We start from the raw sequence: 19,883 nt of genomic DNA, 5'->3' as shown, positions 1-19,883 counted from the left end.
GGCAGTGGATCATGCCGTTTGCGATTGCCCCGACCGACTTGGGCGTGCTGGTGCTGGGGGTGGGCCTGTTGCTTTTGGCCGGGGGTTGGGCCTGGTGGCTGCGGCGGCAGAAGCGTGCTGCTTCCCCAGAATCGACAACCGTTTCGCCCGTCCCGGCGGTTGACCCATCGGCTCTTTCGGCGGAACAAGCGGCTCAACTGGAGCCGTTCGAGCAGGCGCTGGGAGATCAGCCGCAGGATCCCATTGCCTGGTACAACCGCGCCACCACCCTCGACCACCTGGGGCAAGCCCAAGCTGCCCTCGCCAGCTACGACCGCGCCCTGGAGCTGAAGCCGGATTTCCCCGAAGCCTGGAACAACCGTGGTTCTCTGCTGGACGATCTCGGTCGCCATCAGGAAGCTCTGGCCAGCTATGAGCGGGCTCTGCAACTGAAGCCGGATTTTTTTGAGGCCCGCTTTAACCAGGCCAACACGCTGCGGCAATTGGGCCGCTACGAAGAAGCCCTACGCGCCTACGAGCGCGCTCTTGCTCTCAGCCCCGATAGCCCGGAAACGTGGTACCTGCACGGGCTAACCTTAGCCTCTCTGGGGCGGTGGCAGGGATCCTTGATCAGCTACGACAAAGCCCTCGCCATCAACCCCGTCGATGCTCAAGTTTGGCAGAGTCGGGGGCTGGCTCTGTTTCACCTAGAGCGCTACGCCGATGCTCTGGCCAGCTACGAACGAGCCCTGCAACTGGGATCCGAATCCGTCTCTCTCTGGGCCGGCCACGCCCTTGCCCACCACCGCCTCGGCAACCCGATGGAGGCCCTCAACAGCTACGACCGTGCCCTGGCGCAAGATCCCAAACGCCCTCAGATCTGGGTGCAGCGCGGCCTGGTTCTGATGGACTTGAACCTCTACGAGCTGGCCATCCAGAGTTTTGATCGGGCCCTGCAGATGGATCCCGACAATGCCGAGGCTCACTACGCCAAAGCCTGCTGCTGCGCCTGGGAAGGCCAAGTGCCTCAGGCCCTACAAGCCCTGGAGCAAGCCCTACGCCTGGAGCCGGAGCGCTACCGCCCCTTGCTCTCCTCTGAACCCTATTTCCACCCCATTCGCGAGGAGCCGAGTTTTGCGTCGTTTTTGGTAGCTCTCGCCGGCACGGAACCCCTCAAGAACCGCTCTGAAAGGCTTACACAGGGCTAGGCAACGCTAACCTTTGCTCAACGTCAAAGCGACCTGCGTCACAAGTCATCACTAACGGTAGTCTTGGCTACCAACCTGTCAGAGAAATCTCCACAGGCGCGACTTCCCCACAAGCTGTGGGTAGAGCGCTCAGACGACCGCAGTGGGTCAAGTGCTGCATTGAGACCCCAAAGACATCCCAGCCCTTCTCTCTCTGGGAGAGGGGGGATCAGAATGCGCAGGCGATCTCACGGCCAATCCCAAATCATGAACCAGTCCATGAGAGCACGCCAGCAACAGAAATCGGGCAATTCAATCGGGCCTGACAGGGAAATTGCGCTCTTTTGCCGAGGAAACCCGCCGATTTTCCGTGGAGATGCTGTTGCTTGGGCCCAGAAACCTGGTCAAACTAAGAACGTTCTAGCTTTTGGCGGATCTCAACAGTGTCCAGTCGTGCTTCTGACACCATCTCTGTAGCCCTATAGCTTGCGCATGCCAGGTCGGTTCGGCTGGGCAAAAGCGTCTATTTGGACTGGATAGGTGTTGATTATGCGTGGGATCCTCAGCCTTTGAATGGTTTTCCAGTTCCTTAAGTGCTGGTTCTACAGTTATTTTCGGCAAATCGGTAAAGTGGTTCTCTATGATAACGGCCCCTCGCCTGATCTCTCCCAAGAACTCCGTCTCACCGAGGCGACCGGCGGCCTCCACTCCATTGCCTTTGGCCAAGACCGGATTCCCAGCCGCATGTGGATCTATGGCATCTCATGAGGATGTTAAAGCCCGAACCGCCGAACTGTTGCGGCTGTACCACCAGAATCGGGATCCGGCCCTGCGCAATCGACTGGTGGAAATAAACATGGGCTTGGTGCGCAAAGAAGCCCATCACTGGCGCAACCAGTGCAATGAGGGGTACGATGACCTGGTCCAAGTTGGCTGCTTGGGTTTGATTCAGGCCATCGAACGGTTTGATATTACCCGTGGGCTGGCTTTCAGCTCCTTTGCCATGCCCTACATTCGCGGAGAAATTCAACATTACCTGCGAGACAAGAGCCCCACCATGCGGATCCCACGCCGCTGGACAACTCTGCAACGACAAGCCAAGAAGGTGATTGCCCGTCTGCGGCAAGAGTTGGGCCGTTCTCCCTCTGAGGCCGAGGTGAGAGAAGCCCTACAACTGACGGAGCAGGAATGGCGAGAGCTGGAACTGGCTCAACAAAACAGCCTTTTGCTCAGCCTGGATGCCCCGATTCAAACCGAGGAAGACAGCGTCGCTTTGGGGGAGGTCGTTCCGGATCAGCGCTACCGCAGTTTTCAACTGGCCGAAGAAGACCGCATTCGCCTACAGCATGCCTTGGCCAAGCTGGAGGAACGCACCCGCAAGATTTTGGAATTTGTCTTCTTCTACGACCTCACCCAAAAAGAAACGGCAGAGCGGCTGGGGATCAGCGCCGTTACCGTTTCCCGCCAAGTCAAAAAGGGGCTGGAACGTCTGGCCAAGTTGTTGAATCAAGATATTTTTTAAGTTGTTGAATCAGAATATTTTTCGAGATGCTGGAACCGACGCAACTGGCGGTGGCTTTCCACCCTGTAGAACAGCGAGGGCTCTGTACCGCAACAGATTGATAGACTGATGGAAACATGGACGAGAGTATTTGATGAATAGAAAAAACCGCTCTTCTCGGGATCGACCCTTGGCACCCCGCGGTTTCAAGCCTAAGCTCGGTCAGAACTCGGTGGTCAGGGATCCCTTCTTCCAACGCCAGTCCAACCGGCAAAGTCCAGAGGGAATCCGCTTAGCCCCCTATGTGCGCACCTTGCCCTTGGTTGTGGATGCCATGCTGGATTTGGCCCAGGTGGGGAGCGAGGATACTCTGTACGACTTGGGCTGTGGGGATGGCCGCATTCTCATCCGGGCGGCACAGCACTTTGGCACGCGGGGCGTGGGGGTGGATATCGACCCGGAGCGCATCCTGGAAGCCCAACAGCGGGCCCAAGAAGCCCAAGTTCAGGATCGAGTCACCTTTCTCCAGCAGGATCTGCTCACTCTGGACTTAACCCCGGCGACGGTGGTGAGTTGTTATTTGCTGCCCAGCTCCCACCTGCTGATCCGAGACAAGTTGCGCTCCCAGCTTCGGCCCGGCGCTCGTCTGGTCACCCACTCCTTCGACATGGGGGATTGGCCCCCCACCGCCACCACCACCGTATCGGATGTCATCAACACCTACACCATCTACCTTTGGCGGATCTAACCCTGGGGATCCCAGGCTGTCGCTTCCCCAAAAGCAGCAGAAGGCTGGTGCAGTACAATCCGGTTGCCATCGGGATCCCGAAAATCCACCTCCTGTCCGTGAAAGGCTTGTCGCAGAGGGGAAATGGAGATCTGATAAGCTTCCGCCAACCCCTCCAGTGTTGTCAGGGATCCCTGTAAATCCTGCACCTGTAGGCAGAGGCTCACCGCTTCGGTTTGGGCACCACCATCGAGATGACGGCTGCGATAAAGGCCCAGCCGCAACCCCGGCAGACGAAACTCCACGTACACCGGATCCCCCTCTGTTGGAAGCTGGACTTGGGGAGGGATCCCCAAGAGAGCCCGATAGAAGCGCTGCAGACGGGGCAAGTCTGGGGTAGCCACGCTGACCAAGGCGCCGGAGAGCTGCATCGCAACCGCCAAAAGACCGAGTTGCTTTATCTTAGTTCCTCAATGCTCCACGTCGAAGAACCCCCTTATGCAGTCTTTGCACCAACCCGTGTCGGCACAGCAGCTTGCAAAGCCTGGAGAAACTCATCGCTGCTACAAACCCAGCCAAAAAACTTCTCAATATTGGCTAAGGCGGCCTCCTTGAGCAGGGGCGGCCCCACCTGCAGGGTGGAATCAGATAGCAGCAAACAGAAATATTCGCGGTGAAAAGCTTCTCGGATGGTGGATTCCACACAGACATTGGTGGCAATGCCTGTAAACACGAGATTGCGAATCCGCCGCTGCCGCAGCAGCATATCAAAATGAGTTCCGGCGAAAGCACTGTAGCGAGTTTTCTGGAGAACGATTTCTCCAGGGAGAGGTCTTAATGCCTCAACAAAATCATAGTCCCACGTGCCCTTAATCAATAATTTTCCTGACAACTCGGGCCGTTGGCGCATCAACTTCAGGGCGTTGGATTTGTACCAATTGGGGGAGCCGGGACCACCTGCCTCCTCAAGTTGGGGATCCCAGCCATTTTGAGTAAAGATGATCGGCATTTGTAAAGGGCGAACCGCTTCCAGCACACGGGCGATAACCTGAATGACCGCCGGCGCTTCGCCGAGATCACTACCCAAAAGGTCCACATACCCGCCCCTGCTGGCGTAGGCATTTTGCATGTCCACCACGATCAAGGCGGTTTCTTCCAACTGAAAGGTAACCGGATCCGGGCGACTGGGGATCACAATAGGAGTCGGCATTGAAAATCTCCAAATAGACTCAAATCCTCAAGCCCCAATGTGGGCCACGGCAGCAATTTCCACCAGCAGATCAGGACGTACCAAGTCTGCTTTCACCACAAATCGAGCCGGTAATACCCCCGGAAAATACTCTTTGTATACGGCGTTCATGCCCGCATAGTTGGCGTAGTCGGTCAAGAAAACGCTGCAGAAGACGATGTCCTCCATCGTTCCTCCTGCTTCTGTAACGACGCTTTTAATCAGATCCAACACCACGCGAGTTTGGGTGGCGATGTCGGATCCCACCGTCTTGCCCTCCGGATCTAGGGCCAATGTGCCCGAGATGTAGAGGGTATTGCCCACCTTCACGCCGGGAGAATAGGGGGCGATGGCCGGATATCCGGCTGGAGCAATGGCAACCTTAGGCATATGGGATCCCGAATCACAACAGGATTGCACCTTAGCGGCGAATTTAATCTTCCACAGTTGGCTGGGATACAGCTACAGCCGGTTTCTCTGGAGCAGATTCCCGATCTTCGGGGGAGATTCTCTAGCAGAACTAGACTATAGCTAGACTATAGTAGGTACCGAAGCTTGCTGCTTCTTCCCAAGTCAAGACTGGAGCGACTTACCGTGGGGTTCTTCAGCCGATTTTCCCGTGATATGGGCATTGATTTGGGCACTGCCAACACGCTGGTCTACGTGGCCGGGCGAGGCATTGTCCTGCAAGAGCCCTCTGTGGTTGCCATCGACCAAAACACCAAGCAACCCCTGGCTGTGGGGGAAGATGCCAAAAAAATGTTGGGCCGTACCCCAGGCAACATCGTGGCGGTGCGTCCTCTGCGAGATGGGGTGATTGCCGACTTCGACACGGCGGAGATGATGCTAAAACACTTCATCCACCGCGTACACGAGGGCCGGTACCTCATTGCTCCGCGCATTGTGATTGGGATCCCCAGCGGCGTGACCGGAGTGGAGCGACGGGCTGTGATGGAAGCCGCTCTCCAGGCCGGGTCGCGGGAGGTGTATTTGGTGGATGAGCCGGTGGCAGCAGCCATTGGGGCCGGGCTGCCGGTGCAAGAGCCCACCGGGAACATGATCATCGACATCGGCGGCGGCACCACTGAGGTAGCCGTCCTTAGCTTGCAGGGGATCGTGCTGAGCGAGTCGGTGCGGGTAGCGGGAGATGAACTGAGCGAGGCCATCGCCCAGTACATGAAAAAAGTCCACAACCTCACCATCGGGGAGCGCACTGCCGAAGAGATCAAGATTCAGATCGGTTCTGCCTACCCGATTCAAGAGGAACTGACCATGGAGGTGCGCGGGTTACACCTGCTCTCCGGTTTACCCCGTACCGTTACGGTGAAAAGCACCGAAATCCGCGAGAGCATGGCCGAGCCCCTCTCGGTGATTGTGGAAGCCATTAAGCGCACCCTGGAGCGCACTCCACCGGAATTGGCTGCCGACATTATCGACCGCGGCATCATGCTGGCCGGCGGAGGAGCCTTGCTCAAGGGTCTGGATGCCCTGATCAGCCATGAAACCGGGATCTTGGTTCACATTGCTCCGGATCCCCTCAGTTGTGTGGTGCTGGGTACAGGGCGAGTTCTGGAGGATTTCAAAACCTTGGGTCGAGTGTTGAGCGGCAGCTTCAAGGGCTAGAGGCGCTTCTCCCTCTCCCTGATTTCCTGATTTGAGGTGTGAGTCGAGTGGGTCGGAGAGGTATTGCTTGAATCGGCTACGCCAATGGTGGAGGCGCTACGGCTTGGGGTTACTCCTGTCTGCTTTGGCGATGGGGGTAGCATTGGGCTTGCGCCAAACCCAGGGATCCCTGTTGGTGGAGCTGTACAGTTGGATCACCGCCCCGGCCCGTCCACCTGTGGATCCCGCCGCGGTGCTCAGCCAGGCCGCCAACCGTGAGCTGCAAGCCCTGGTAGCCGAGCTGCAGTACCAAAACCGCGAGCTGAAGCGGCTGCTGCAATTTACCGAGCAGATGCCCCAAGCGGGGATCCCGGCAGCAGTGGTGGGTCGCAGCGCCGATCACTGGTGGCAACAGCTCACCCTCAGCCGCGGCAGCCGGCATGGAGTCAGGGTGGGAGATGTAGTCATGGCGCCGGGCGGGTTGATCGGGCGAGTTGAGTCGGTCACGCCCAACACCAGCCGAGTGCTCCTGATCAGCGATCCCACCAGCCGTGTTGGGGTGATGTTGAGTCGCAGCCGACACATGGGCATCCTGAGGGGTACGGGCACCCAGAGCGCCATTTTGGATTTTTTCGACAAGGCTCCCAAAGTAGAGGTGGGGGATGTGGTGGTGACCTCGGGCCTGAGCAGCTTTTACCCAGCCGGGGTGGTGGTGGGAACGGTTCGAGCGGTCAACTTGGATGCCAGCCCTGCCCCCCAAGCCACTGTCGAACTGTCGGCGCCGCTGGGCCTCTTGGAATGGGCCTTGATCTACCGCTATGCTCAACCCTCTGATTCTTAAGCTCAAGTCTCACCTCAACTGGGTGGTGACTGCCCTATCAGGATTGCTGGCAGCAGTGGCCCCTTGGTGGCGCGGGCCGGGCTTGGAGCTGGCAGGCTTAACCCCAGATTGGCCCTTGATCTGGGTGGTGTGCTGGAGTGTGCGGCGTAAAGCTTGGCAGGGAGCTGTTGCCGGGGTCACCCTGGGTTTTCTGCAAGATGCGCTGACCAGCCCTTGTCCTACCCATGCGCTGGGGCTGGCCGTAGTCGGGATCCTCACCGCCAAGCTGCAAAAACAACGCTACATGCAAGAAGACTTCATCTCGGTGGCCTTGATCGTTTTTGGTATGGTGGTGATTGCCGAAACCCTGATGGCGCTGCAGTGGATGTGGCTTGCCGCCTCCCAGGGATCCGAGGGCCTGGATCCGGCGGGAATGCAAACTTTGCTGGATGGATTGGGGAACTCCCTTCACTCTTTCGGCAGCATCGGCGGCGACGGTTCGCGTTCTCTGGAGAGCATCTGGTGGAACCATCAACGCAATGCCCTCACGTCTGCTATTTTAAGTAGCCTCTGGGCACCTGCTTTGTACTGGCCCCTCAGCCGTTGGTGGCAATCTCAAGAGCGGGATCCCAGAGAGGTTTAGCCTTTGGTTTTGTGGCAAATCATCCTACCTTTCGGTTAAAACTTAGGCCAAAGCAGAGTATGTCCCTTGGCATTTTTGGCAAGAAAGAACTCTCGAGGCGGCGGGAGCCGGTTTGCCGACTGTCTCTGACCTCCCACATGTTGGCGCTGTGCTGAGAGGCCCCAGACAAAGTCAGAAAAAGCGACAATCCGGAAAATTCTTCGTTGGGGAGCAATTTTGGCCTAAAATGAACCCTAGAACTGAGATATAAGTCCCATCTTTTTCAGGCAGCTTCGGGCAAATATCGCGCATTCTAATCAAAAAGTCAACAGCATAGGAAGCGCAGGCGACGTAAAGGCTGACCTTGTGGCAACTGCACTTAGGATTTGACTTAGAGCGTTCATTGGGAGGGATCCATGCCGCATACAATTGTCACCGATATCTGTGAAGGTGTGGCCGACTGTGTAGAGGCTTGCCCCGTCGCCTGCATCCACCCCGGCGATACCAAAAATGCCAAAGGCACCGACTACTTTTGGATTGAGTTTTCCACCTGCATTGACTGTGGCATCTGTTTACAGGTCTGCCCCGTAGAGGGCGCTATTCTGCCGGAGGAAAAGCCGCATCTGCAGCGAGTGCCCCGCTAATTCCGGGGAAGCATCCCTGGCCACACCCCAAGATCCAATGGGAATTATGATCATTTCAACTCCAACTAGGACACTGCACCCACACCTAAAGCCCTGGTCGCATCGTCGCGTCAGCGTTGCGGAGCAACAATACGCAGAACCAGAAGGCTTTTCTTGGTAGCCCAGGCGTCTCACCCTAACCTGAAACAACTATAAGCTTTAGCGCAAGGAAGCCAGAGCAACGACGCCGCTGGTCAGCCAGCTCAGGGACAGGATCCCCCCTAGGAAAGCCAATGGGATCAGGCCCACCAGGCGCCACCACTCCAAATCCAGCGCTACAGCTACCGCCCGCACCTGCCAAACCACAAACCACAGCAGCGCTGCAAGGCCCAGCAGGGATCCCAGTACCCCACCCAACGATTGAGCAGGCCCCAGCAGCAGCCACGGCAAGCCGGCAAACCCCGTCAAGCACAGCAGCGCCGAAAAGGAAGGGGCAGCCCGACCTAAACAGAAGGCCAGCAACTGCAGCAAAGCCGCCAAACTCACCCAGCCCAGGGATCCCATCAGTACTGCCAGCACCATGCTCGGCAGGCTTGCCCCAGAGCGGCGAATCGCCTCTAGGACGTTAAGCAGCCCCACCACCCCAAAGGCTTGCCAGAGAACGGGCTGTTCCCGCAGTGCCCGAAAAGTGCGCTCCGGCAGAAACCAAGCGCCATAGATGTTGTCTAACCAGGAACCGAGCATGGCCGGCAACAAGTCAAGCTATCTTTCATCCTAGCCCTTATGAGCACTTGACAGGCACATCCCAAAAATGGGGTATGATTGGAAAAGGATTCTGCGGCGTTGGTGACTGCCGTTATGTTTTTGCGATCTATACCCTTCGACAATTAGGATGGGAAGTGGATGTGAGAGCAGTAAGCCAAACTTAGATTTGGAAACTATCAACAATCATCCCCGGTATCCTACACTGGATTTTCCAGGTCGAAAACCACGGTAAAACGGCGCAACAGTATCCTCAAAAGAGCCCTCGAAAGGGGGCCTTTTTGTTGCTTGAATGTTGCAGTTGAATTGCCATTGCTTTACGGGATCCCAAGCCAAATTGCCCATAGCCAGGTGGATCCAGTACCATGATGATCTATTTCAATTCCTGGCTCCCCTCTTTCCTAGAGAGAGTCAAAGGGACTGTCGAACTGCGGTTGTTTTTCGGAACGGGATCCCTGGGGCCTAAGAGGCTTGTTGTTGATTTTGAACAGTAGGGATCCGGCGCAAATTCAAAAGCACCATTGCGCTGAGGGGGCGCGTGTTGGCCAGTAGCCCCACGATCAGCAGCAGCCAACTGTTCAAGGCAGTATTGGCCAGCAGCCAGCCCATCAACAGAGCCGATCCTGCCCCTTCGGCAACTGCCGCCAAGAGCCAAGCCCGGCCACCTTTCCAGCCCTGAGACCACAAGGCCCATTGCAGCCCACCGACGCCAACCCCCACCAGCAAACCGCGCAGCACATCTCCCATCGCCCGCAAGGCATTTTGGAGCCAGGGATCCGTCGGGTTAAAAGCAGAGGTTGCTACCCCCACCTGGGGAGCGAGGAAATCCGCCGCCGCCCAGCCCAAAGCCGTGGCCAGCAAAGTTGCAGCCACCCATCCCACCGAAACCTGCCGCCGCAACACCAGCCACTGCAGCAGCCCCATCAGCAAGCCAAGGCCGGCTCCAGCCACCGCTTCTTGTAGTGATCCCAAAGCCGCCAGCAGAGGCGCTGATGCCCCCAGCCCCAGGTAGCCGATCCCAGCCGCCCCCAAATTGGCCAAGAGCCAACTCAACGCCGACCCTTTGCCCAGGCGGGGTGCATTCAGGGGTGCATCCAACAGATGAGAGCCGGACTTGCTGTTGACATGTTCCTGCCCAACCTTCTGTTCCACCTCGCGCAGCCCCTGTTCCGCTGAAGGGTTACCCGGCTCCAGCCGCAGCACCCCTTGATAATCCATCTGGGCAAGGCCCCAATGTCCCTGCCGTTGGTGGGCCAGGCCGCGGTAGAGATAGTAGCGGGCTTCGTTGGGGGCGCTCTGGATCAGCTCATTGAGCAGATGGACGGCCATCTTGTACTCGCTTGCCTCGATCAGCCTTACCGCCCGTTGTAGCTTTTCTTCCTCGTCTGGGGCGGCTCGACCCATCGGCTGTTGGGAAGTCGGCTGGCCAAATCCGGTCGGGATCCGCGGGGGGCGAACACCTTGAGGTGAACGAGAGGAATTTGAGGGGACGAACGGGGCAGGAGGGGCAACCTTGTTTCCATAGACAGCCTGTAGCTGCTGGCTGAGCCCTTCCATGTTGGCTGGGCGGAGGGCAGGGTCTTTCTCTAGGCACTGGAGGATGACCCTCTCCAGAGCAGCAGGGATGGGGTGGGCTAGCTTGTGGTCTTGGAAGGGGCGGGGCTTTTGAAAGTTGTGGACGTGGTACCAGCCTTGCAAGGTGTCGGTATCCGGCTCGAAGGGCAACGCACCAGTTAACAGCTCGTACAGCACCACCCCCAAGGAATAGATGTCGGAGCGGCCATCCAGCTTTTCTCCGCGCATTTGCTCGGGCGAGGCATAGACCATCGTGCCCAAAAAATAGCCCGTCTGCGTCAGGCCACGAGAGGTCTCCCCCATGAGCTTGGAAATGCCGAAGTCCAGGATCTTGACCCGCTCTTTCCCATCGGGCCCTTTCTGCACAAAGATGTTGCTGGGTTTAATGTCGCGGTGGATGACGCCGCGAATGGAGTGCTTGCCCAGATCCATCTGAAAGTTGTGGGCGTGGTGCAGGGCAGAGCAAATTTGCAGAGCCAAGTTCACCACTCGCTCTGGGTGCAAGGGGCCTTCCCGAGCCAGCACATAGTCCAACCCCTGGCCGCTGTAGGGTTTGGCATTCAGGTACTCCATCACCAGATAGGGCTGGTTTTGGTACAGGCCGTAAGAGCGCACCTGCACGATGTTGGGGTGCTCGCCCAACAGAGCGCTGACCCTGGCCTCATCCATGAAGCGTTGCTGCAGTTGCTGGTAGTACTCTGGGCCCATGTCCGGGGGCGGCGGGCGCAACAACTTGACGGCCACCAGCTCGTCATTGAGCTGGGTATCCACCGCCTCGAACACATTGCCGTAGCCACCCTCGCTGATGTGGCGGGTCAGCCGGTAGCGGTTGCCAATCAGTTGTCCAATCAGGCGCTGGTTCATGGAGGAGGGCGGCCAGCCGGGGAGTCTACCTATGATTCTAGTCAGCTTAGGGGCTTAAAACCTGCTGGTGAGGGATCCGCTGCCATTGCGACCCCTTTTCCACCCCAAAAGCCAGGGATCCCGCTAGGATTGGGGCATGAGTGCTCCTTCTGCAACTGCTGCTCTATCCCCTTTCTGGCTGGAGGTTACCGAGTTTGCCTTGCAGGCTACGGCCAGCGTGGGATCCCAGCTCTTGGCAGACTTTGGCCAGGCCCACCCTACGGTTCGCGCCAGCGGGACGGAGTCCTTAAAAGCCGACGGCAGCTTGGTAACCTCTTCTGACCAGTGGGCGGATCGCGCTTTTCAAGGGGCCATTGCCGCTGCCTACCCCGATCACGGTTATCTGAGCGAGGAATCCAACCACATTTTTCCCGAGAAGGAGTGGTGTTGGGTAGTGGATCCTTTGGATGGCACCACCAATTTTGCCCGTGGGATCCCCATTTGGGGCAGCTCCTTGGCTTTGCTGCATTGGGGCGTGCCGGTGTTTGGCTGTGTCCATCTGCCGCCCATCCGCCAGACTTTTTACGGTTATTGGCCTCGGTTTCCTGGGGATGCAGCAGCAGGAGCTTTTCTCACCCGCCACGACCGGGATCCCGCCTGTCCCCAGCCAATCCGTCCTAGCACCGCCTCACCCGGCCCCAACCAATTGTTTAATTTCTGTTCCCGCAGCAGCCATTGGATTAGCCCACACTTCCCCTGCAAAGCGCGGATGTTGGGGGGCGCTGCCTACAACCTGCTGGCGGTGGCCGGTGGCGGCCTTCTGGGGGCGGTGGAACGCTCGCCCAAGATCTGGGATGTGGCGGCAGTGTGGGTCATTGTCAAGGGGGCCGGTGCCGTTTGGGAACCCCTGAGCTGCACCGATCCGGATCCCGGCCAGCCTCTGATTCCCGGCAAGGATTATGGCCGACTCACTTACCCCGCCCTGGTGGCAGCTCAAGCCGAGTGGATCCCCTTATTTCGCGCTTTCATCGCTCTGTAGCCTTCGTAAACGGCCTGCACGTTGTACCAGTTGAGGAAAAAAATCCGGCACAGCTCCAAGGCCAACTGCGAGCGGCCATGCCGGATCAGCCAGCGCAGCAGCGGTTCCACCCGCTTCTCGTTCAGCCAGCCCCCCAGGGATAAAAGGCCCCACAGGAATTGGTGCAGGGGCGTCAGTTGGATCATCAGGCGCACGGCCCAGGTGGGGTGTTTTTGGTAAAAGAGAATACCCATGCGGCCCCGCTGCCGTTCCCGCTCAATCAATCCTGGGATCTGCTGCAGCTCAAAGGGCGGATGCCAGTGGTAGCCGGTGGCCTGGGGGCACTTGACCAGGCGCAGGCCCAAACGTTTTAGCCGCACCCCCAGCTCCAGGTCTTCCCAGCCGTAGAGGTGAAACCGCTCGTCAAAGGGGCCGGCGGGGGTTTCGCAGGCCAGCTCCAACCAATGGCGGGCAATGGCCACGTTGCCGGTGGCGAAAAAGGCTGCCGAAAAATCGGTGGGCTTGAAGGGTTCGGAGCGGGGATCCTGAAAATTGCTCGTGTTGATCACCCGCCCGTAGGTGAAGACCTTGGCCTCGTGGGGGGAGCGGGGATCCCCTGTGACGCCGTGCCGCCGCAGCATCTGGGCGTGGCTGGCCAAGAAGTGATCCACCACCACCAGGTCGCTGTCGATAAAGACGATGAGGGATCCCTGGGCGTGGCGAAACCCCAGGTTGCGGGCAGCGGCGGGGCCGCGGTGCTCCTGCTGCAACAGTTTCCACTGGGGCAAGCCAACGGGGTTGTTCTGCAGCCATTCCACTGTGCCATCGGTGGAGCCATCGTCCACCACCACCACCTCGTAGCCCTCGTAGGGGCCGGGCTGCTGCTGCGCCAGGGCCCGCAGACACTGCTCCAAAATGGGACGGCGGTTGTAGGTGGGAATGATGACGCTGATGTACACCGGGGATCCCTAGGGATGGCTGTACAGCCCTTGAGCAAAAACACCTCAGGGAAGAGGGGTTCCCACTGCCTGTTGGGCTAGAGGGCTTTTAGGAGCTCTGCCGACTGGCGCACCGTCTCGAAAAAGTAATGGACATTGGCCTCTGGAGTGCTTGGGTGAATGCCGTGGCCCAGGTTCATGATATGCCCACGGGATCCGGCTTTTCGAATCACCTCTAGGGTGCGCTGCCGGATGAACTCCGGGGATCCCAGCAACACCATTGGATCCAGATTGCCCTGCACCGCTAGGGATCCCAGGCGGGCCCTGGCCTCTGCCATATCGCTCATCCAATCGAGGCTGAACACGTCGATGCCGGCTTTGCCCACCCGCTCCAGCAAAGCGGCGCTGCCGTTGATGTAGAGGATCAGTGGCACCTGCGGATACCGAGCTTTCACCTGATCCACAATTTGCTTTTGGTAGGGCAAGGCCCAACACTCGTAATCGACTGGGCTGAGCTGGCCGGCCCAAGTATCGAACAACTGCACCACCTGGGCGCCGCACTCGATCTGGTAGATCACGTAGCGGGCAATGCTGTCGGCCAGCTTACTCAGCAACTGATGCAGCAATGGCGGCTGCGCGAAGGCCAAGCTCTTGATGTGGGCGTAATCTTTGGAGCTGCGCCCTTCCACAGCATAGCAGGCCAGAGTCCAGGGGGAGCCGACAAACCCCAGCAGCGTTGCTTTCCCTTCCACCTCGCGGCGCAGGGTGCTGAGAATGGTCTTGATAAAGGGCAGACTTTCTTCCGGTTCCAGGAGGCGGATGCGTTCAATTTGGGCTTGGGAACGAATCGGCGGGTCGATGATTGGCCCCTGATGCTCCACCAGCTCAAAGGGGATGCCCATGCCCTCAAGGGGGGTGAGGATATCGCTGAACAGGATCACCCCATCAGGGGCAAAGGCCCGAAACGGTTGCAACGAGATCTCGACGGCCAGCTCCGGGATCTCGCAACGCTGCTTAAAGGTGTACTTGCTTTGCAGCTCGCGGTAGGCCGCCATGTAGCGACCCGCCTGGCGCATCATCCAAACTGGAGGGCGATCCAGCACTTCCCCTCGGGCCGCCCGCAGCAAACGGTCACCCAAGTGCTCCGCACCGCTGGCGGTGGAGGAGGTGGCGCTGAGCTGAACAGGCGAGTGGGACATAGGAGGGCAATCCGGCTAAAGATCCTTATGAATCCTGACATTGTGGCGACAGCAACCGCAAGTTGGCGGCTCAGGATCCCTGCAGTTTCTTCATCGGCTGCAACTTGCTGTTACTTCTTACCCTTTTGGCCTCTGGGCTGGGATCCCCAATTAAAGTGGACATGAGATAATGACACCTGACAAGTCTGTTGAAGAACGGCTCGACAAGGATCCCCCCATTGCCGAGTTGAGAGGAAACCCCGCTTGGTTGCCCAAACCTTTAACCTGAAAGCCTACCTGAGCCAGCGTCAGCAACAGGTGGAAGAAGCTCTCTCTGCAGCTTTGGTTCCCGCCTATCCGGAGCGCATTTACGAGGCGATGCGCTACAGCCTATTGGCAGGGGGGAAGCGCCTCAGGCCCATCCTCTGTCTGGCTGCTTGCGAGTTGGCCGGCGGCACTGTGGAGCAGGCTCTGCCTACCGCCTGTGCCCTGGAAATGATCCACACCATGTCGCTCATCCATGACGACTTGCCGGCCATGGACAATGACGACTTTCGCCGCGGCAAACCCACCAACCACAAGGTGTTCGGCGAAGACATTGCCATTTTGGCGGGAGATGCTCTGCTGGCTTTTGCCTTTGAGCACATTGCTAGCCAAACTCAGGGGGTACCGCCGCAGTTGGTGTTACAGGTGATCGCCCGCATTGGCCATGCTGTGGCGGCAACCGGTTTGGTGGGGGGACAGGTGGTGGATCTGGAGTCGGAGGGCAAAGCCATTTCCCTGGAAACTTTGGAGTACATTCACAGCCACAAAACCGGCGCTCTATTGGAAGTCTCGGTGGTTTCGGGAGGGATCCTGGCGGGGGGAGATGAGGAGCTGCTGGACCGCCTGAGCCGCTACGCCCGCGATATTGGCTTGGCCTTTCAGATTGTGGACGACATTTTGGACATCACCGCCACCAGCGAGCAACTGGGCAAAACGGCAGGAAAGGATCAAGCTGCCGCCAAAGCCACCTATCCCAGCTTGTTGGGCCTAGAGGCCTCCCGGCAAAAAGCCGAGGAGCTGATTCAATCGGCCAAGGAAGCGTTGCGCCCCTATGGATCGCGGGCAGAACCGCTGTTGGCCCTGGCAGATTTCATCACTCGCCGTCAGCATTAGGACAGGACAAGGGGACAAGATCAGATGGGATCCCTGGAGACCCTGCTCGCATGTCTGTGCTGGAGAGCCGTATGCTGCAACAGTTGATGGCCAATCATGTCCTCTGGGTTGCTTTGCTGGCCAGTGTGTTGGCCCAAGCCATCAAGCTGATCCTTTCCTATGTGCGGTCAGGCAAGGTTAACCTGCGAGTCTTGGTGGAAACCGGGGGAATGCCCAGCTCCCACGCAGCGTTGGTGACGGCTTTGTCCGTTGGGGTGGGGCTGCAGGAAGGCTGGGACAGCCTGCTGTTTGCCGCGACGGTGGTTTTTGCTTTGGTGGTGATGTACGATGCTGCCGGGATCCGCCAAGCCGCCGGAAAACAGGCGCGGGTGCTGAATCGCCTCCTGGAAGAATGGTTTGAAGAAAAGGGCGCCGACCGTTTTCCAGAACCCTACCTGAAAGAATTGCTGGGGCACACTCCCGTTCAGGTCATGGCCGGCGCGGCTTTGGGGGCAGCCTGTATTACATTGTCGTTTGCCCTGGGAGTAAACTGAGAGCCATTGGGGCATGCTAAGGCAGAAGTACCGCGGGGTGGTCATGGCTTCCAGTTCTCAACCTCGTCCGATCCAACGTTGCCCTTCCTGTGGCAAGCCGATCCCAGCCTACCGGTTCAAGTCTCCCTACTGCGACCACTGCGGTTGGCGGGCGGCTCCGGCAGCGCAAACCCCTCAAAAAGGTGGATCCCTGGGCCAGAAAATCGCAGCTCAGGTAAACGGGATCGGATCCCAAGGTCAACGCTTCAAGGTGCCCCCTCTGCTACAGCCGCTGCTGAACTTCAACTTTTACCTCTATCTGCTCTGGGGGATCAGCCCTCTGTTTCCGCTGGTGGTGGATCGACCCCTGCTGGCCGAATCCAACTATCTGCTCCTAATCCCGCTTTTGTTGAGCTGGGGGCTGCTTTATTTGGCGGTGCGAGATCTGCCGCTGCCGGACAATTTGCGGCTGCCGCGCCTGTTGTTGGATGTATCGTTCATCCTGCTGCCCTTCTTCCAGAAAATTAATGTGTCCAAAGCCCCCAACCGACCCTATTGGAATGCTCTGCTGATTTGGGTGATCGGGATCCTGCTGCTTGCAGCCTTGTGGCTTTGGAGCTTCAGCCTGCTCTTGACGGCAGTGACGTTGCTGTTGACCAGCTTTTGCACGCTGCTGTTCTAACCGAGATCCTTGCAAAGAACCTCAATATTTAATATTTAACATTTCATGAGCATTCCTGCTGCCCGTCAACGCTTTGCCCTTGAAATCCAATCGGAGCCCATCGATCTGGGTCGGGCGGCCCTCTGGATTGCCCAAGAAGCCTATCCCGATCTGGAGGTGGAAGAGTATGTGGCCGCTCTGGATGAGATGGCCGCAGAGGTGCAAGAGCGCCTTCCCCCGGAGCGTTATCCCCTGCGGGTCATCAAGATCTTGAATCACTATCTCTTTGAGGATCTGGGCTTTCGTGGCAATCGCGAAGATTATTACGACCCACGCAACAGCTTTTTGAACGAAGTGATCGATCGGCGCACCGGGATCCCGATTACGCTGTCGCTGATCTATCTAGAGCTGGCGCGGCGGATCGATTTTCCCATGGCAGGAGTGGGCATGCCCGGCCACTTTTTAATCCGGCCCCTGTTTGCAGGCGCCGAGATTTTTGTGGATCCCTTTCAGCAGGGGGAGATTTTATTTCCAGAAGATTGTCAAGAGCTTTTGTCGCAAATCTACGGGCCTGGGATCCCTTTCCAAGAACACCACCTACGCCCCACCCCTCCCCGCCTGATCTTGGTACGCTTGCTCAACAACCTCAAGCAAATTTATCTGAGCCGCGCCGAACTGGAACCCGCTTTGGCAGCAGCGGAACGGATCTTGTTGTTGATCCCTGAATCCTTGCCCCACCTAAGGGATCGCGGGCTGTTGTATTATCAGTTGGGCCGTTGGCAGCAAGCCTGCCAGGATCTCAAGCGCTACTTAAAACAGGCGCCTTTCCACCCCGAGATCAATCGCTCTGATGAGCATTTAATCCGGGAAATTGTCGAGAGATTGGAATCTCATCTCGACTCATGCTAGGAGCATGCACAATTGCTCTCAGTCGTGCGTTGTGTAAGTGTGTAAGTTTTGAGCAAGATCTGCCGTCGTTTGCAAGCAAGGCTAGGTTTCTAGCAGGGATCGGAAGCAGCCCTTACCTCTTGGCGCAAAATGGCTTCTACCAACTCATCCAGAGCCTCTAGATCAGATGGATCATAGTTTCTTTCCCAGAGGATTTGGTTAATGCTGGACTCCTGCTGCAGAGTTAAAACCGAAGATTGTAAAACCTCATCGATGATCTGGCGAATGCTCATCTTAACCTCGCAATCGTGAGAAGAATTGATGGCTTTGGCTCATAAGCCTAGAATGCTGGAAACGCTCTGCGATAGCCATCGTGAGGATCACGTATTTTGACATCAGAATCTGGGGCGACTCATCCAAACCCTTTCGGGGAAATCGCCAATAGTACTTTTACGGACTTGAGCTATGGATGGCGCTGAAGTCTGCGAACTTCTCAGGATCTTCTGAGACAGACCTGCTCCCCATTGAGGGCAGCTTGGGCCTCACCCTCTGTGGCGAAGGCGATGCGAATGATGCGCTCACCGGGATGGCGATCCCTTGCCGAAAGGCCGAGATCCCGAACCACAAATGAGCGTTGGATCCAGCGGTCGAAGCCATCGTAGCGGGGAGAGAAGGCAGTCCGTCCGTGAACGGTGCGGCGATTGTCAATACAGAGCAGATCCCCTGTTTCCAGCTTGATGCCTCGGTAGACAGCGTGGATTCCCTTCCTCAGGGCTTCTAGAGCCAGACTGGCTTCGGGGGTGAGCCCCACCATCAGGTCTTCGTCGTAGTTCCAGAAGGGATCCTCTCGACGGCCATACAACACCGGCAAAATGGGTCCATTGATCAGGGCTTGCCGGTTGCCGAAGGAGTAGTCGATGCCAGTGCGATACAGGGGTTCAAACAGCAGCTCCCGCTCTCGCTCTCCTAGCAGAGGCAGGACATGACGGATGCTGGCGTAGATGGTTTCCGCCACACGATCATGGTCGGGGCGCAGGCAAAACAGCAGCAAAAACTCCGGTGAGTGGGGATGAAAAACCGTCTCGCGGTGAAACTGTAGCCGAGTGCGGGATCCCTCGGAAGATTGCACCTCTTCGCTGTCGGGAGTAGGCACCAAGTTTTGAAACAAATCCCCGTTTTTTTCTTGGATGTAGGAGACCAAATGCCCCAAGCGGCTGCCGATCATTGCCAAGCAGCGTTCGCTGACAAAAGTGGTTTTCTCCTCAGAGCGCTGCGCCAGAGCCGGTGTGCGGGTATGGTCTAGTCCGGGATCCACGGGCAAGCCCCGCAGCAGCAGGATCCCTTCCGAATTGGAATACAACTGAAACTCCAGCAAGGCCCGCCGCAGATAACGGGGCAGCTCATCTGCCCGCATCTCGCAGTCCAGGAGAAATTCCTCTGTTTCCCGGTAGGGATCGGGCCCAGGCGCCAAAAATAGGTTTATCGTCTTTTCATCGAAGCCCTGACAATCGATCAGCAAGCATCCTTTTTCAAGCTGTGAAGTCTTCATCACGATCCCTCACCACCCACTGCCCTAGTCATAGCAGCCGCAGCAACTTTTGGGCAGGGATCCTACACTCAAAACCCAATCTCGGCGAGTGTAGCGCACTACCCTTCGGTGCTAGAACCTCAGTCTGAGGCGGGGCAGAGCATGACTCTAGTCAATGATACGCTGGACTATACTGAAAATAGTGTACAGTATGTTCAGTATGGCTGCTTGGTATGGCTAGGTATGTGAAACCGAGAGAGGCGGCGGATTACTTTGGGGTATGTCTCCACACTTTGAGGCGATGGGAACAGAAAGGTTGGATCAAAGCAATACGTACACCATCCGGTAGGGCAAGAAGGTATGACCTCGACAGCTACATCAAAACGCCCAGAAAGGCCAAACGAGTCGTTTTGTACGCCCGAGTCAGCAGTCGAGGGCAGAAGTCAGACTTGGAGCGACAGATTGCAAGACTGGTTAACCTCTATCCTGGAGCCGAAGTGGTCGGAGAGGTTGGCGGCGGTCTCGACTTCAAA

Annotated in this window: 23 protein-coding genes and 1 other RNA gene; 15 read left to right on the top strand and 9 right to left on the bottom strand. The window is 57.7% G+C overall.

All coding sequences use genetic code 11. The annotated features are described in order from the left end of the window. Window positions 1–11 precede the first annotated feature (11 nt). From NW849_RS05015 to NW849_RS05000, 4 genes are all read left to right on the top strand, one after another. Entirely contained in the window at window positions 12–1,187 is a 1,176-nt protein-coding gene (locus tag NW849_RS05015) for a tetratricopeptide repeat protein (protein ID WP_414356293.1), read from the top strand. Window positions 1,188–1,739: 552 nt separating this feature from the next. Then, on the top strand, window positions 1,740–1,934 hold the full coding sequence (locus tag NW849_RS05010) for a hypothetical protein (protein ID WP_414356292.1): 195 nt from the start codon (window positions 1,740–1,742) through the stop codon (window positions 1,932–1,934). Beyond that, window positions 1,921–2,688, top strand: coding sequence for an RNA polymerase sigma factor SigF (locus NW849_RS05005; protein WP_414356291.1), 768 nt, complete (start codon window positions 1,921–1,923; stop codon window positions 2,686–2,688). Before NW849_RS05010 ends, NW849_RS05005 begins: the two co-directional genes overlap by 14 nt. A 133-nt stretch (window positions 2,689–2,821) precedes the next feature. Further along, window positions 2,822–3,415 carry an SAM-dependent methyltransferase gene (locus NW849_RS05000; RefSeq protein ID WP_414356289.1) on the top strand — a complete coding sequence of 198 codons (594 nt, stop codon included), beginning with the start codon at window positions 2,822–2,824 and terminating at the stop codon, window positions 3,413–3,415. On the opposite strand, the gene NW849_RS04995 is transcribed toward NW849_RS05000, so the two are convergent. From NW849_RS04995 to NW849_RS04985, 3 genes are all read right to left on the bottom strand, one after another. Beyond that, window positions 3,412–3,837 (bottom strand): VOC family protein, encoded by a 426-nt coding sequence (locus NW849_RS04995; RefSeq protein WP_414356288.1) that lies wholly within the window; start codon window positions 3,835–3,837, stop codon window positions 3,412–3,414. The two genes, NW849_RS05000 and NW849_RS04995, sit on opposite strands and share 4 nt — an antisense overlap. Window positions 3,838–3,890: 53 nt before the next feature. Then, window positions 3,891–4,553 carry an isochorismatase family protein gene (locus NW849_RS04990; protein ID WP_414356287.1) on the bottom strand — a complete coding sequence of 221 codons (663 nt, stop codon included), beginning with the start codon at window positions 4,551–4,553 and terminating at the stop codon, window positions 3,891–3,893. Between the two features lie 78 nt (window positions 4,554–4,631). Next, window positions 4,632–5,012 (bottom strand): Rid family hydrolase, encoded by a 381-nt coding sequence (locus NW849_RS04985; RefSeq protein ID WP_414356286.1) that lies wholly within the window; start codon window positions 5,010–5,012, stop codon window positions 4,632–4,634. A 204-nt stretch (window positions 5,013–5,216) separates the two neighbouring features. Here NW849_RS04985 and NW849_RS04980 point away from each other — a divergent pair, with 204 nt between their 5' ends. The 4 genes from NW849_RS04980 (at window position 5,217) to NW849_RS04965 (ending at window position 8,310) form a co-directional block, all read left to right on the top strand. Further along, a complete protein-coding gene (locus NW849_RS04980) occupies window positions 5,217–6,245 on the top strand; it encodes a rod shape-determining protein (RefSeq protein WP_414356309.1) in 1,029 nt (342 codons plus the stop codon). 67 nt (window positions 6,246–6,312) lie between these two features. Further along, window positions 6,313–7,065 carry a rod shape-determining protein MreC gene (gene mreC / locus NW849_RS04975; protein WP_011434053.1) on the top strand — a complete coding sequence of 251 codons (753 nt, stop codon included), beginning with the start codon at window positions 6,313–6,315 and terminating at the stop codon, window positions 7,063–7,065. Further along, a complete protein-coding gene (gene mreD / locus NW849_RS04970) occupies window positions 7,043–7,687 on the top strand; it encodes a rod shape-determining protein MreD (RefSeq protein WP_414356284.1) in 645 nt (214 codons plus the stop codon). Before mreC ends, mreD begins: the two co-directional genes overlap by 23 nt. 395 nt (window positions 7,688–8,082) lie before the next feature. Beyond that, on the top strand, window positions 8,083–8,310 hold the full coding sequence (locus NW849_RS04965) for an indolepyruvate ferredoxin oxidoreductase subunit alpha (RefSeq protein WP_011434056.1): 228 nt from the start codon (window positions 8,083–8,085) through the stop codon (window positions 8,308–8,310). A gap of 198 nt (window positions 8,311–8,508) precedes the next feature. Here NW849_RS04965 and NW849_RS04960 read toward each other — a convergent pair whose 3' ends face one another. After that, a complete protein-coding gene (locus tag NW849_RS04960; RefSeq protein WP_414356283.1) occupies window positions 8,509–9,033 on the bottom strand; it encodes a YIP1 family protein in 525 nt (174 codons plus the stop codon). Window positions 9,034–9,118: 85 nt separating this feature from the next. Between NW849_RS04960 and ssrS the strand changes: the two genes are divergently transcribed. Continuing rightward, window positions 9,119–9,306: non-coding RNA, 6S RNA (gene ssrS, locus NW849_RS04955), on the top strand. Between the two features lie 207 nt (window positions 9,307–9,513). Here ssrS and NW849_RS04950 read toward each other — a convergent pair. Beyond that, window positions 9,514–11,490, bottom strand: coding sequence for a protein kinase domain-containing protein (locus tag NW849_RS04950; protein WP_414356282.1), 1,977 nt, complete (start codon window positions 11,488–11,490; stop codon window positions 9,514–9,516). Between the two features lie 136 nt (window positions 11,491–11,626). Between NW849_RS04950 and NW849_RS04945 the strand changes: the two genes are divergently transcribed. After that, complete coding sequence (locus NW849_RS04945; protein WP_414356281.1) at window positions 11,627–12,508, top strand: inositol monophosphatase family protein; 882 nt, start codon at window positions 11,627–11,629, stop codon at window positions 12,506–12,508. On the opposite strand, the gene NW849_RS04940 is transcribed toward NW849_RS04945, so the two are convergent. Beyond that, on the bottom strand, window positions 12,463–13,446 hold the full coding sequence (locus NW849_RS04940) for a glycosyltransferase family 2 protein (RefSeq protein ID WP_414356280.1): 984 nt from the start codon (window positions 13,444–13,446) through the stop codon (window positions 12,463–12,465). The two genes, NW849_RS04945 and NW849_RS04940, sit on opposite strands and share 46 nt — an antisense overlap. Before the next feature lie 77 nt (window positions 13,447–13,523). Beyond that, window positions 13,524–14,624 (bottom strand): uroporphyrinogen decarboxylase, encoded by a 1,101-nt coding sequence (gene hemE / locus NW849_RS04935; RefSeq protein WP_414356279.1) that lies wholly within the window; start codon window positions 14,622–14,624, stop codon window positions 13,524–13,526. Window positions 14,625–14,867: 243 nt separating this feature from the next. Here hemE and crtE point away from each other — a divergent pair, with 243 nt between their 5' ends. The 4 genes from crtE (at window position 14,868) to NW849_RS04915 (ending at window position 17,843) form a co-directional block, all read left to right on the top strand. Then, window positions 14,868–15,761: a geranylgeranyl diphosphate synthase CrtE gene (crtE, locus tag NW849_RS04930; protein ID WP_414328882.1), complete on the top strand. Its 894-nt coding sequence runs from the start codon at window positions 14,868–14,870 to the stop codon at window positions 15,759–15,761. A 71-nt stretch (window positions 15,762–15,832) separates the two neighbouring features. After that, window positions 15,833–16,294, top strand: coding sequence for a divergent PAP2 family protein (locus NW849_RS04925; RefSeq protein ID WP_414342616.1), 462 nt, complete (start codon window positions 15,833–15,835; stop codon window positions 16,292–16,294). Between the two features lie 13 nt (window positions 16,295–16,307). Next, window positions 16,308–16,955 (top strand): hypothetical protein, encoded by a 648-nt coding sequence (locus NW849_RS04920; protein WP_414356278.1) that lies wholly within the window; start codon window positions 16,308–16,310, stop codon window positions 16,953–16,955. A 45-nt stretch (window positions 16,956–17,000) separates the two neighbouring features. Then, window positions 17,001–17,843, top strand: coding sequence for a SirB1 family protein (locus tag NW849_RS04915; RefSeq protein WP_414356276.1), 843 nt, complete (start codon window positions 17,001–17,003; stop codon window positions 17,841–17,843). 89 nt (window positions 17,844–17,932) lie between these two features. Here the strand turns inward: NW849_RS04915 and NW849_RS04910 are convergent, their stop codons facing one another. Both NW849_RS04910 and NW849_RS04905 read right to left on the bottom strand, forming a co-directional pair. Continuing rightward, window positions 17,933–18,115, bottom strand: coding sequence for a hypothetical protein (locus tag NW849_RS04910; protein WP_414356274.1), 183 nt, complete (start codon window positions 18,113–18,115; stop codon window positions 17,933–17,935). A 200-nt stretch (window positions 18,116–18,315) separates the two neighbouring features. After that, window positions 18,316–19,371 (bottom strand): TauD/TfdA family dioxygenase, encoded by a 1,056-nt coding sequence (locus NW849_RS04905; protein WP_414356273.1) that lies wholly within the window; start codon window positions 19,369–19,371, stop codon window positions 18,316–18,318. A 212-nt stretch (window positions 19,372–19,583) separates the two neighbouring features. Here NW849_RS04905 and NW849_RS04900 point away from each other — a divergent pair. Then, window positions 19,584–19,883: IS607 family transposase (locus tag NW849_RS04900; protein WP_414356272.1), on the top strand; the 300-nt coding region annotated here is incomplete at its 3' end.

This window comes from Synechococcus sp. R55.3 (assembly GCF_047461975.1).
GTDB lineage: Bacteria > Cyanobacteriota > Cyanobacteriia > Thermostichales > Thermostichaceae > Thermostichus.
The sequence above is the reverse complement of the archived record's forward strand: the minus strand, read 5'-3'. Positions and strand labels throughout refer to the sequence as shown.

Coding starts and splice junctions, on each gene's coding strand:
- NW849_RS04965 (WP_011434056.1), top strand. CDS start 8,083: ATGCCGCATACAATTGTCACCGATATCTGTGAAGGTGTGGCCGACTGT.
- hemE (WP_414356279.1), bottom strand. CDS start 14,624: ATGTCCCACTCGCCTGTTCAGCTCAGCGCCACCTCCTCCACCGCCAGC.
- NW849_RS05010 (WP_414356292.1), top strand. CDS start 1,740: ATGGTTTTCCAGTTCCTTAAGTGCTGGTTCTACAGTTATTTTCGGCAA.
- NW849_RS05005 (WP_414356291.1), top strand. CDS start 1,921: ATGGCATCTCATGAGGATGTTAAAGCCCGAACCGCCGAACTGTTGCGG.
- NW849_RS04945 (WP_414356281.1), top strand. CDS start 11,627: ATGAGTGCTCCTTCTGCAACTGCTGCTCTATCCCCTTTCTGGCTGGAG.
- mreD (WP_414356284.1), top strand. CDS start 7,043: ATGCTCAACCCTCTGATTCTTAAGCTCAAGTCTCACCTCAACTGGGTG.
- NW849_RS04925 (WP_414342616.1), top strand. CDS start 15,833: ATGCTGCAACAGTTGATGGCCAATCATGTCCTCTGGGTTGCTTTGCTG.
- NW849_RS04905 (WP_414356273.1), bottom strand. CDS start 19,371: ATGAAGACTTCACAGCTTGAAAAAGGATGCTTGCTGATCGATTGTCAG.
- NW849_RS04960 (WP_414356283.1), bottom strand. CDS start 9,033: ATGCTCGGTTCCTGGTTAGACAACATCTATGGCGCTTGGTTTCTGCCG.
- NW849_RS04920 (WP_414356278.1), top strand. CDS start 16,308: ATGCTAAGGCAGAAGTACCGCGGGGTGGTCATGGCTTCCAGTTCTCAA.
- NW849_RS05000 (WP_414356289.1), top strand. CDS start 2,822: ATGAATAGAAAAAACCGCTCTTCTCGGGATCGACCCTTGGCACCCCGC.
- NW849_RS04950 (WP_414356282.1), bottom strand. CDS start 11,490: ATGAACCAGCGCCTGATTGGACAACTGATTGGCAACCGCTACCGGCTG.
- NW849_RS04915 (WP_414356276.1), top strand. CDS start 17,001: ATGAGCATTCCTGCTGCCCGTCAACGCTTTGCCCTTGAAATCCAATCG.
- NW849_RS05015 (WP_414356293.1), top strand. CDS start 12: ATGCCGTTTGCGATTGCCCCGACCGACTTGGGCGTGCTGGTGCTGGGG.
- NW849_RS04910 (WP_414356274.1), bottom strand. CDS start 18,115: ATGAGCATTCGCCAGATCATCGATGAGGTTTTACAATCTTCGGTTTTA.
- NW849_RS04985 (WP_414356286.1), bottom strand. CDS start 5,012: ATGCCTAAGGTTGCCATTGCTCCAGCCGGATATCCGGCCATCGCCCCC.